The following is a 12100-nucleotide window of genomic DNA, read 5'->3' as shown; positions in this document are numbered from 1 at the left end:
ATGAATGATCGCTACTTGCAAATGTTCTCTTGGGGATTATTGTATTCTATATTTAGTCTAACAGTTGTTCTACTATACAAAACTCTAATGAAGCCAGATAGAATATTTGTACTAAAAATCAAAGAAAAGAAAAGAAGTATATTGCATATATCTGATTTAGTTATTTATATAATACTAACAACTGTTTCTGCAATTAGGCTTAATACAGGCTCAGATTTCTATAATTATTATACATATTTCAATCAGATTAATGAAAATTTTTCTTCTATCAAAGAAGTTTTATTTCAATCACAAGGAGGATATTGGATATTATCCTATATCATTAAAATATTTACTGATTATCAGTATGCTATTTTTGTTGTTATTGCGATTCTTTCTTATGCTTATTTGTTTTATATAATACGAAAAGAATCAGATGATCCCTCTTGTACTTTATTGTGCTATCTGTTTTTAGGATATTATGCTTATTCTAATAATATTCTAAAACAGTATATTGCTATGATGTTTGTTATGAGTGCATATCTAAATTTCAATGATAAAAACTACTTTAAATGTTTGATATTATCCTTCTTAGCTGTTAGTTTTCATTATTCAGCTGGAATTATCTTGATTGTTATGTTCCTGGCTAAAAATATTAAGCCGACATTTGGAAAATATAGAGCTGCAATTCTTGCTGGAATAGCTGGTGCTGTTTCATTGAATTTAATACTTACTATCTTCATAAAAATAATACCTTCGGCTTCCGGTTATGCAAAATATTTGGATTGGAGAAGAAGCGGACAATTACGGCTTATTGCAGCAGTCATAGGAATGAGCATAATTTATGCTCTTTTAACTTTTTTAGTTCTTAAATATAAAGATAAAATTAAAACGAAGAATGAACGCCGGTATAAGGAAATAATTTTTTTAATTATAGGATTATGTATTAATATAATCTCAATTCGACAATGGATTATCAATAGAATCGCAATATATTTCTATCAATTTATAATTTTAATTTTACCTACGATGCTAGGTGTACTTAAATCAAAAGAAAGAAAAAAAGTTAAGATAGTTTTATACACACTGATGTTTCTTTATATGATGTTTTCTAGTATTTTTTTGGGTGAAAATGAATATTATAGCTATAACACTGTCTTTAGTGGTGATCCTCCTATCTCAGATGTTCAATATAATATGTTGCATGGATGGAGAAAATAAGATATGAATGGACAAAGTAGAACTCAAAATTCAATAATTAATGCAATTACTGCAGTGGCTGGACAAGGTGTTAGTTTAATTATTAGTTTTATAACAAGAATTGTTTTTATACAGCAACTTGGTAATGTATATCTTGGAGTTAATAGCATTTTTACGAACATAGTTGGACTACTTTCGCTTGCTGAACTTGGTGTAGGAACTTCGATTAATTATAGTTTATATAAACCTTTAGCTGAAAAAAACATACCAAAAATTAAAAGTCTTATGAATTTGTATAGAAAAGTTTACTATATAATAGGATCAACTATTCTATTAATTGGTATTGCAATAACGCCATTTATAGATTTTTTTATAAAGACTTCAGAAGCAAATATGATACCTCAATTACATTTTATATTTCTTTTGTTTGTTATCAACTCAGCTGTTTCATATTTCTATTCGTTTAAAAGGGCATTAATTATATCTGATCAAAAGCGATATATAGCAACGATATATAGATATGCATTTTTTATTATATTGAATGTTACGCAGACTATTGTCTTATTATTTACTCGTGATTTTATTTTATACCTTGTTCTTTCTTTGTTAAGTACAATAGGTGAAAATTTATGTGTTTCTTATAAAGCTAATCAAATGTATCCATATTTAAAAGAAAAAAATATAGAAAGTTTAGATCAAAGTGATGTCCATGAAATTAAAAAGAATACAATAGCTTTGTTATATCATAAAATAGGTAGTTCAGTAGTGAATTCTACAGATAATATTTTGATTTCAAAGATTATTGGTATTGTTGCGGTAGGTGTTTATTCAAATTATCAACTCATCACCAATGCCTTAAATATAGTAATCGCACAATTATTTGCTGCATTGACTGCAAGTATAGGTAATTTAGGTGTTACTGAAGCAATTGAAAAATCTGAAAAGATATTACATATAGTTTTCTTTTTGAATTTTTGGATTGTATGCATAATTTCTGCATCATTATATTCTACAATTGATTTACTTATTAAAGCTTGGTTCGGCGCGAATATGATTTTAAATAAAAATGTTTTAATTTGTATTGTAATTAATTTCTATTTATATCAAATCAGACGTACTGTTTTAATGTACAGAGATGCATATGGCTTATTTTGGTATGATAGATATAAAGCGTTGATAGAAGCACTTATTAACTTGATAATTTCGATAGTTTTAGGAATGAAGATAGGCTTAGTGGGTATTCTTATCGGTACAATCATTAGTACAATGTTGACAAGTCTTTGGATAGAGCCTTATATCTTATTTAAATATGGATTTAGGCATAGTGCTAAAAAATATTATCTAAATTTATTAATATATACTTGTTTAACTGCTATATTGTGCACAATTTGTGGATTTATTGTTAAGTTTATGAGATTGTCTGGTTTTTTAGGCTTTTTAATAGGTGTAACTATTTGCGTATCATTAGTTTCTATTTCAATTGCTTTTTTGTTTTATCGTACGGAAGAGTTTAAATATTTTAAAAACATGATTACCAAAATAATTTTATTTTTTAAAAATGAAAGTGAGAAAAATAATGCTTAATTTTACAGTAGGACCAGTACAGTCATCTGATAATGTACTAGCGTTAGGAAGTGAACAGGTACCTTATTTTAGAACTCCAGAATTTTCTCAAACAATGTTTGAAAATGAACGATATATGTTAGAATTTGCTAATGCAGAAGAAAACTCACGAGCGGTCTTTATAACAGGCTCAGGAACAGCTTCTATGGAAGCTGCTGTAATGAATTTTTTTACAGATAAAGACAAAGTGCTTATTATAGATGGGGGAAGTTTTGGACATCGGTTTGTTGAATTATGTCAAATTCATAAAATACCATTTACTAGAATTATACCTTCTTTTGGATATGGAGTTACTGAAGAGCAACTCGCTTTTTTTGATAATAAGGGATATACAGGATTTTTAGTAAACTTAGACGAAACGTCTCTTGGTGTTCTTTATGATATTAATATTATTAGTGAGTTCTGTAGAAAAAATAACATTTTTTTAGTCGTAGACTCAATTAGTTCATTCTTGTGCGATCCCTTTGATATGAAAAAAAATAAAATCCAAGTGATGATAACAGGATCGCAAAAAGCCTTGGCATGTCCACCAGGAGTCTCTATTATAATTATGAATCCTGAAGCTGTAAAAAGAGTTATGCAAAATAAAGTTAGAAGTATGTATTTTGATTTAAAGACAGCTTTGAAAGATGGTGAGAGAGGACAGACTCCATTTACTCCCGCTGTTAGTATTTTGAGACAGATTAACGTAAGACTGAAAGATATTGCAGCTTCTGGCGGTGTAGATGTTGAAATTCAAAAGAGAAAAGAAATCGCTACTGATTTCCGGTGTAAAATTAAGCCATTTCCTTTTGAATTTGTATCTCATTCAATGTCAAATGCGGTAACTCCTCTACATCCGAAATCAGTTTTTGCATACGATATATTTACAGTGTTAAAAAATGAATACAATATTTGGGTATGTCCAAATGGTGGAAAGTTGAAAAATGAAATTTTCAGAGTTGGTCATATCGGTGCATTATCAACTGATGATAACGATATTTTAATTAATGCATTTAAAGATTTACTTCAACGTAAATTAATTTAGTGTTCAGGATTGAATTAGATATGATTAAAGTTATTACTTATGGGTCATATGATATGCTCCATTATGGGCATATCAGACTACTTAAAAGAGCTAAAGCTTTAGGTGACTTTTTAATAGTTGGTGTTACATCCGATGATTATGATAAAACAAGAGGTAAAATAAATCTTCAGCAATCATTAACACAACGAATTGAGGCAATTCGTGAAACTGGACTTGCGGATCAAATAATTATTGAAGAATATGAAGGACAAAAGATTGATGATATCTTACGATATGATATAGATATTTTTACAATTGGTTCAGATTGGATAGGGTATTTTGATTATCTAAAGGAATATTGTAAAGTTGTATATCTCGATAGGACAGAAGGGATTTCGAGCACTCAGATTAGAACAAAAGAAAGAATGTTAAGAATTGGGCTAATCGGTGACGAGGAACAAAATATACTGAATAAATATTGTGATGAATTTGAAGTTGTAAATGGAACAATAATTTCTGGAATATGTACATCAAATGAGAAAATAAAAGAAGAGCTAAAAGAACGTACTTCTTTTTTTACTGATGATTTTAATGAACTTCTTAAGAAATGCGATGCTGTTTATATGCTATCGCATCCAAATTTACATTATGAACAAATTAAAAAAGCATTATTAGCAGGAAAACACGTTCTTGTAGAAGCACCGCTTACATTGTCTCTTGTGGAGAGTAAAGAACTTTTTGCTTTGGCGAAAAAAAAAACATTTAGTATTAATGGAGTCTATAAAGACAGCTTATGCAACAGCATATAATAGGTTATTGTTACTTGTAAAAAGCGGAAAGATAGGAAAGGTAATTTCTATTGATGCAACTTGTACAAGTGTTCGTAATATAAATAATGCTGAAGTTGGATTTCACGATATTTGGAACAGTATCTGTGCTTGGGGACCCACTGCAATGCTACCTATTTTTCAAATTTTAGGAACATCTTATAGCGAAGCAAAGATTGCAAGTTATTATTTAAATAAAGAACTAAAGTTTGATATTTTTACGAAAATAGATTTTGTTTATCCCAATTCTGTAGCCTCTATAAAAGTAGGTAGAGGAGTAAAATCCGAGGGTGAATTGGTGATTTCAGGAACAAAAGGCTATGTGTATGTGCCTGCCCCTTGGTGGAAAACAGATTACTTTGAAATTAGATATGAGAATCCGCAGAATAATCGTAGGTATTTTTATCAACTAGATGGAGAAGGTATTCGCTATGAACTAGTTGCCTTTGCAAAAGCTATTATCAAAGGGAAAAAAATGGACTACCTAACTGAGAATATAACTTTGGCTACAGCTAGAGTCATGATGGATTTTTATGAAGATAGAGTAATTGAGATTAAGTAATCGATACTAAAATAAAATTTTAGTTGCTAATTGTTCAATGAAAAATGCGCTTTCTTCTTATGAAGTTGCGCATTTTTTTTGCTTTATTTCTTGGTATATCTGTCAAAACTACCCTATTTAACCAAATTTAATACTCCATCCAAATCTTGTTTTTCAGATTCTCTGAACTCACAAATGAAAGCATCGTTCTCACTATAGCGAGGAATGATATGGAAATGCAGGTGCTTGACTGTTTGGCCAGCCAGTTCGCCATTGTTGTTGAGAATGTTAACTGCTGCAGCACCAGTTCTTTCCTTAATTTGAACGGCGAGTTTCTTCACTATCTGAATCAAGTAAGCCGCGGTTTCATCGTCGCATTCCAGTAAGTTCTCAACATGTTTCTTCGGCATGACAAGCGTGTGGCCTTTCGTGACCTGAGCGATGTCTAAGATAGCTAAGACTTGATCGTCTTCATAGACCACCTTGGATGGGATTTCGTGGTGAATGATATCGCAGAAAATGCACATAGAAGTTCCTCCTTAACAGTGAATTAATTCGTATTCCCGGACACCCAATCCGATTTCTTCGGCATGGGCTAAGCAGGACTGCCAGTTGGTATCCGGATGGGTATCGGTAAAGTGATCATGATGCTCGTGAGAGTGTTCGTCCAAGACGCTGCCAGCGATGACCGGAGCCTGATTCACGGCATCCACGCAGGCTTGATCCAGAGCGACGGGATCAAAGGAAGCGAAGATTCCAATATCCGGAACAATCGGCAGGTCATTCTCTGCGTGACAGTCGCAGCAAGGGGAGACATCCATGACAAAGCTGATATGGAAGTGCGGACGACCCTGAACAACAGCCAGGGAGTATTCAGCGATCTTCTCATTGAGGATATCATTGGCTTCATCATTCATCGGTTCGATCGCATCAAAGTTGCACATGCCGATGCAACGGCCGCAGCCAACACAGCGGCTATGATCGATATGCATCTTGTGATTCTCATCAAAGCTTAATGCGCTGTGAGCACAGATCTTCTGACACATCCCGCAGCTGCGGCACTGATCTGGATTCACCTGCGGCTTGGAGCTGCTGTGCATTTCCATCTTGCCGGCGCGGGAACCGCAGCCCATGCCGATATTCTTCAGCGTACCGCCAAAACCCGTCGATTCATGTCCTTTAAAATGAGTCATGGTGATAAAGATATCGGCGTCCATGATAGCACGGCCAATTTTAGCTTCCTGAACATGTTTCTGATGGATTGGAACTAAGGCCTCATCCGTGCCTTTCAATCCATCCGCAATCAGAATGTGACAGCCGCAGCTGAACGGGTTGTAGCCATTCTGGTAGGCCGATTCAATATGATCTAAAGCATTCTTACGACCGCCGACGTACAGCGTGTTGCAGTCGGTCAGAAACGGCTTGCCGCCCAGGGCTTTAATGACATCAACGATGCGGTGTGCATAATTAGGCCGCAGATAAGCGAGATTTCCCGGTTCTCCAAAGTGAATTTTAATCGCGACATATTTATCCTGGAAGTCCAGATTTTCAATCCCGGCCTGTTTGACTAAGCGTTCCAGCTTGTCTAACAGACTGGTGGTTCCATGTGTTCTCAAATCCGTTGTATAAACTTTTGCTTTCTCCATATTCCTATTCCTCCATGCCCTTTATTATAGAGGAAAGCGGAATAGTTTTCCAGCTTTGACACAGGGATTGGAAAAATATTCGCAGTGCTTATTCAGCATGAGAATAAGAAAACAATTTATTCCCTGAGACAATAAAAAAGACCTGGGATTTTTGCTTATGCAAAACCTCAGGTCTTTCTGCGTTTATTTCGATTTTGCTTGGATCAGATAATCTGCATAATTAGACTGCAGCTGATCAAAGATCGTCTTGTCATACACTGTGAAGTTGTATTTTTCAAAGTAGTAGATGGAAGATTCCGAAGACAGAGCGCTGATCGCGGAGATCGTATCGACAGCTTCGTCCTTGAAGCTGTTAGCATCTGTGGCAATGACCTGGATGATGTAGAAATTAGCGCCGTTGTCATCTGCGATGACATCCGACAAGGTCGGATCCGTAATCACTGACAGGTAGGACAGCACGTTGGTGGCATAGCTGCTCTGCGTCGTAGCGATCGTCTCTGCGGCAGAAACGCTGGAGCCTAAGCTTGTCGCTGTTTCTTCAAAGTTAGCGCCGCCCTTGACCTGCTCCAGCGCTTGGTTGGCAGTATCCTGATCCGTGAACTGCATAATCCGGATTTTCTTTGGAGCATACCGGGTTACCAGATCAGAAAACTTCTCGTTGACATAAACCTTTGTCAATTCCTGCGACTGCAGGCTCAATAACAGGCTGTTGTTCAAATATTCTTCTTCATCCGCAAAGCCATAAGACTGCAGATAGCTGGCAAAGGAATCGCCCAGCATCGTTTTATACGTGTTCAGCGTTTCTTCCGCTTCGCTGCGCATTTCATCGGTGACTGGAACTTCTTTTTCAAAAATGACTTTCTTGGCTTCATTGATCGTGAAGTAGCCGGCATCCCGCGCCAGCATGAAGTTGTACATCTCGCCTTTGGTTAAGGTCTGACCGCCGACTGAGAAGACTGCGGTTTTCGGATCTTTCAGGGACGCGCGCGCATCGCTGCAGCCCGCTAACAATAAGGCCCCAAGGGCTAAAAGAACTAGCTTCTTCATTATTCGTTTCCTCCCTGCTCATCCTGATTATCCTGCGGCTGACCTTCAGCGTTGTCCTGATCGCCATCCGGATTGTCAGCATTGTCGGTATTTTCCGGCTGATCTTCCGGTTCGTTAGTTTCATTTAATCCCATGTAGATCAGCAATTTGTTCTGCAGCGCTTCATTGCCCTTGAAGTCCAGATCCATTTCCTGGGCTTTTTCCCAGACGACCTTCGGCTGCAGGTTTGGATAATAGGTGGCCAAAGCATCGTAGAATTCATCATATTCTTTTAAGGATTCAACATCGGAAACATCGCATTGAATGATGTGCCAGCCATAAGTTGTCTGAATCCATTCGCTGACATCGCCTTCATTCATCGCCAAGGCGGTTTCTAAGAATGGCGAAACCAACTGCGTATCCGCATCCATATAACCGATTGAGCCATTCTGAACGGCGGACCCGGAATCCTCAGATAATTCCTGAGCGACTTCACCGAAATCCCGGCCGCTCGCTAAGGCATCCTTAACAGCGTTGACACGGTTCGTTTCTTCTTCGGTTGGGTTCGCCGGATCATCCATCTTAATTAAAATATGGCTGACGATCCGCGGCTTCTTGGCTTCAACATAGGCCGGGATGTATTCGTCGGCATGATCGTTGATGTAATTTTTGATCATTTGCTGCGTTTTCTGAATATGGATGAAGTAGTCGGTCAGCTCTGAAAGCTTACTGTAGCCCACGCCGTTGAGGGCCGTCAGCAGCATATCCTTGTACTCATCACCATAAGTGGACTGATACTGAGCAGTAATCGAATCCGCGTAGGTCTTGGCCTGCGTCTTCATTTCCTCGGTGGTTTCAATGGATGGGTCAACGACCGCTTTCTCCATGAACTGGTAGACGCCGGCTACGCCCATTTCGTTAAACAGTGTGTCATAGAACTCACCGGCTGTGATATCCTCTTCGCCGATCGAGAACACGACGTCCTCGCCGCCGACTGTCTTTCCTGGGAGCTTTCCTTTGTTCTGGTCGTATGCAAAATAAATGCTGGCTCCAATTAACAGAACGCCAACAAGGCACACAAACCAGTACTTTTTGATTGTTTGTAACATGAATGTACCTCCTAATGAACTTTATTATTATAGGGTATTTCCAGGGACTTTGCAATTTGAACGGCAGCCTTTCTATCTGAATTTTATGTGAACAACCTCATTTGGGCGCGTTTTTCCATCATCCCTGGAAGAAAAAGGGGAAAAAGACGCTCGGCAGGCGGGTTTAGAGAGATAATAATCCGCACATCCTGAAACAGAATATGCTATAATCATTCTGGACATTTTTTGTCTGAATAACAACTCGAATCATGAGCGGAAAGGATGAGAGAATGAGTCAGCTGATGATTAAAAATCTTCATGTTGAGGTCGAAGGCAAGGAGATCCTGAAAGGGATTGATCTGACTGTCGCTGATCATGAAATACATGCTTTAATGGGGCCGAACGGCAATGGCAAATCCACCTTGCTGGCGGCGATTATGGGTCATCCGAAATATACCGTGACCCAAGGTACAATTGAACTGGATGGCCGCAACGTATTGGAAATGAGCGTGGATGAACGCAGCCGCGCCGGTTTGTTTCTGGCGATGCAGTATCCGCAGGAAGTGCCGGGAGTCACCAACTCTGACTTTTTGCGTGCGGCGATGAATGCCCGTCGGGAAAATCCGATTTCTTTGTTTGCTTTTATCAAGGAAATGGAAAAGACGATTCAGGATCTGCAGATGAAGCCGGACTTAGCGCATCGTTTCCTCAATGAAGGCTTTTCCGGCGGTGAGAAAAAACGCAACGAGATCGTCCAGATGAAAATGCTGAAGCCGTCCTTGGCAATGCTTGATGAGATCGACAGCGGTCTGGACGTCGATGCTTTGAAAATTGTTGCGGATGCGGTCAACCAAATGCAGCAGGAAACCGGATTGGGTCTGGTGGTCGTTTCCCACTATGAACGCTTCTATCAGTTGTTGAAGCCGACGCATGCGCACGTGCTGATCAACGGCCGGATTGTCATGGAAGGCGATGAAACGCTGGTTCAGAAGATTGATCAGGACGGCTATGACTGGCTGTATCAACAGTTGGATCTGCAGCCGGTGAAAGAAGAAGTGAAGCTGACCTTCACGCTGGGCAGCTGCGCCGCCAGCGCAAGGGGCCGCAAGCATGACTGAAACAGTGCTGACCCTGCATGAAAGTCCGGTCAGTCCCGTTGTCTTAGATTCCCAGATCCGTGAGATTGTCATTGATGCATCCGCGCCGCTGATCCTAGCTTTGAGCGCACCGAAACAGTGCCACTGCTCTGTGGTTGTGCGGATCCGTCAGGCCAGTGCCTTGACGATTAGGGTGAAAGCGGAAGCTGACAGCCATGTTACACTGCTGTATTGGAATGAAAGCAGTGCACCGATCACGATCACTGAGGAAAATGAAGTCTACCGCGACGCCCAGTTCAAGGCGGCTTATGTCCAGCTCAATCCGGGTACGGTTGAGCAGTCCTCAAAAACCATGCTCAAGGAACCGGGTGCGGAAGCCTTGCTGCAGTCCGCTGTGATTGCCCAGACGGAAAAACGGTTTGTGATCGACTGTATTCATGAAGCTGGGCAGACCAGCGGGATCATGGAGAATTACAGCATTGTGCTGCAGGGCGGACGGTACCGCATGGAGGCGACCGGCAAGATTGATAAGGGTGCCCGCGGATCGAAGAGTCATCAGACCAGCCGGGCGCTGACCTTTGACGCCAAACAGACGGCTTCGATTCTGCCGAAGCTCTTAATTGATGAAAACGACGTGGAAGCCAGCCATGCGACGACGATCGGACAGATGGATGAAAACCAGATGTATTATCTGCAAAGCCGCGGCTTAAGCGAAGACGAGGCGATCCGCCTGGTTACCATCGGATATTTACTGCCGATTGTGCGGATCAGTGAAGATCCGGATCTGCAGAAGGCCTTGGCGCAGGAAATTGAAACGAAGGTGAATGAAGTATGTTTGACGTCCTCAAAATAAGACAGGATTTTCCAATGCTTCACCATCACACGATGCAGTCGCATCCGTTAGTGTATCTGGACAACGCGGCGACCACGTTTAAGCCGCAGTGTGTGATCGACGCTGTCGTGCGTTACTATACCGATCAAACTGCGAACGTGCACCGCGGGGACTATGAGATTTCCTACCAGGTCTCGGAAGCCTATGAAAAGACCCGTGAGGATGTCGCGCGGTTTATCCATGCCCAGCCGAAAGAAATTGTCTTTACCGCCGGAGCCAGCGCTTCGCTGAATTTAGTGGCGTATGGCTATGGCCGGAAATATTTAAAAGCCGGAGATGTTATTTTGTCGACGGAGGCGGAACATGCCTCCAACATTTTGCCCTGGTTTAAAGTGGCGGAAGAAACCGGCGCTAAAATTGAATATATCCCTTTAACCGAGGACGGTCAGCTGACCCTGGACAACTTCCGTCAGGCGATGCATGAGAACGTCAAGATCGTCGCGGTGGCGGACATTACCAATGTGCTGGGCTATGTTGCCCCGATTGAAGAAATGACCCGGATTGCGCATGAAAACGGAGCGATTGTTGTCTGTGATGGTGCGCAGTCCGTGCCGCATACGCCGACCGACGTCCAGGCCTGGGGCGTGGATTTCTTAGCTTTCAGCGCGCATAAGATGTGCGGTCCAACCGGCATCGGCGTGTTGTATGGAAAATATGAGCTGCTGCAGAAAACCGATCCGTTTATGCTCGGGGGCGGCAGCAACGCCCGCTTTGATATGTGCGGCAACATCCTGCTCAAAGACGCGCCGTATAAATTTGAAGCCGGAACGCCCAACATTGAAGGGGTACTGGGTCTGCAGCAGGCCGTGCGCTATCTGGAAAGCATCGGAATGGAACAGATTCAGGCCTATGAGCATGAGCTGAAGGCCTATGCGATTGAAAAACTGAAAAAACTGGATAATCTGATTCTGTATAACCCAACCTCGCCGACCGGCATCATCGCCTTTAATGTGAAGGATGTCTTTGCCCAGGATGCGGCGGGCTATCTGAATTCTCAGGGGATCGCTGTGCGTTCCGGCAATCATTGTGCAAAAATTTTGCTCAATGTCTTAAAAACCTCGGAAACGATCCGTGCCAGTTTGTATTTTTACAACACCAAAGAAGACGTCGACCGGTTTGTCCAGGCGTGCAGTGAAATCACGCTGGAAAACTGCGTCGGACTGTTCTTCTGATTG

At 40.4% G+C, this 12100-nt stretch carries 12 protein-coding genes; 8 read left to right on the top strand and 4 right to left on the bottom strand.

The genetic code is table 11. The features are described from left to right. Genes MCG46_RS11125 through MCG46_RS11105 form a run of 5 tightly spaced genes read left to right on the top strand, consistent with a single transcriptional unit; the run spans position 1 to position 5197 of the window. Positions 1-1200, top strand: a complete 1200-nt coding sequence (locus tag MCG46_RS11125; RefSeq protein ID WP_240280071.1) for an EpsG family protein — start codon at positions 1-3, stop codon at positions 1198-1200. Between the two features lie 3 nt (positions 1201-1203). Continuing rightward, positions 1204-2763, top strand: a complete 1560-nt coding sequence (locus MCG46_RS11120; RefSeq protein WP_240280070.1) for a lipopolysaccharide biosynthesis protein — start codon at positions 1204-1206, stop codon at positions 2761-2763. Further along, positions 2756-3829 carry a pyridoxal-phosphate-dependent aminotransferase family protein gene (locus MCG46_RS11115; RefSeq protein ID WP_240280069.1) on the top strand — a complete coding sequence of 358 codons (1074 nt, stop codon included), beginning with the start codon at positions 2756-2758 and terminating at the stop codon, positions 3827-3829. Before MCG46_RS11120 ends, MCG46_RS11115 begins: the two co-directional genes overlap by 8 nt. Before the next feature lie 20 nt (positions 3830-3849). Beyond that, the gene (locus tag MCG46_RS11110; RefSeq protein ID WP_240280068.1) at positions 3850-4617 is read left to right on the top strand and encodes a Gfo/Idh/MocA family oxidoreductase; all 768 of its coding nucleotides are present in this window, start codon (positions 3850-3852) and stop codon (positions 4615-4617) included. After that, positions 4547-5197 (top strand): hypothetical protein, encoded by a 651-nt coding sequence (locus tag MCG46_RS11105; protein WP_240280067.1) that lies wholly within the window; start codon positions 4547-4549, stop codon positions 5195-5197. The genes MCG46_RS11110 and MCG46_RS11105 overlap by 71 nt, the downstream gene beginning before the upstream one ends. A 113-nt stretch (positions 5198-5310) precedes the next feature. On the opposite strand, the gene MCG46_RS11100 is transcribed toward MCG46_RS11105, so the two are convergent. The 4 genes from MCG46_RS11100 to MCG46_RS11085 all read right to left on the bottom strand — a co-directional run bounded on the left by MCG46_RS11100 (position 5311) and on the right by MCG46_RS11085 (position 8957). After that, a complete protein-coding gene (locus tag MCG46_RS11100) occupies positions 5311-5703 on the bottom strand; it encodes an HIT family protein (RefSeq protein WP_240280066.1) in 393 nt (130 codons plus the stop codon). Between the two features lie 12 nt (positions 5704-5715). Next, positions 5716-6822 carry a DUF362 domain-containing protein gene (locus tag MCG46_RS11095; RefSeq protein WP_240280065.1) on the bottom strand — a complete coding sequence of 369 codons (1107 nt, stop codon included), beginning with the start codon at positions 6820-6822 and terminating at the stop codon, positions 5716-5718. Between the two features lie 183 nt (positions 6823-7005). Further along, on the bottom strand, positions 7006-7869 hold the full coding sequence (locus MCG46_RS11090; protein ID WP_154240483.1) for a hypothetical protein: 864 nt from the start codon (positions 7867-7869) through the stop codon (positions 7006-7008). Beyond that, the gene (locus tag MCG46_RS11085; RefSeq protein WP_240280064.1) at positions 7869-8957 is read right to left on the bottom strand and encodes a peptidylprolyl isomerase; all 1089 of its coding nucleotides are present in this window, start codon (positions 8955-8957) and stop codon (positions 7869-7871) included. Before MCG46_RS11085 ends, MCG46_RS11090 begins: the two co-directional genes overlap by 1 nt. Before the next feature lie 269 nt (positions 8958-9226). On the opposite strand from MCG46_RS11085, the gene sufC reads away from it, so the two are divergent. The 3 genes from sufC to MCG46_RS11070 are packed head-to-tail and all read left to right on the top strand — an operon-like array spanning position 9227 to position 12097. After that, complete coding sequence (gene sufC / locus MCG46_RS11080; protein WP_240280063.1) at positions 9227-10054, top strand: Fe-S cluster assembly ATPase SufC; 828 nt, start codon at positions 9227-9229, stop codon at positions 10052-10054. Next, the gene (locus MCG46_RS11075; protein WP_240280062.1) at positions 10047-10886 is read left to right on the top strand and encodes a SufB/SufD family protein; all 840 of its coding nucleotides are present in this window, start codon (positions 10047-10049) and stop codon (positions 10884-10886) included. Before sufC ends, MCG46_RS11075 begins: the two co-directional genes overlap by 8 nt. After that, positions 10865-12097 carry an aminotransferase class V-fold PLP-dependent enzyme gene (locus tag MCG46_RS11070; protein WP_240280061.1) on the top strand — a complete coding sequence of 411 codons (1233 nt, stop codon included), beginning with the start codon at positions 10865-10867 and terminating at the stop codon, positions 12095-12097. The genes MCG46_RS11075 and MCG46_RS11070 overlap by 22 nt, the downstream gene beginning before the upstream one ends. The last annotated feature ends 3 nt before the right edge of the window (positions 12098-12100 follow it).

Origin of the sequence: Holdemania massiliensis (assembly GCF_022440805.1) — a bacterium.
GTDB lineage: Bacteria > Bacillota_I > Bacilli_A > Erysipelotrichales > Erysipelotrichaceae > Holdemania > Holdemania massiliensis_A.
Note: the sequence above shows the minus strand (reverse complement) of the source record. Positions and strands in the feature narration are given on the sequence as shown.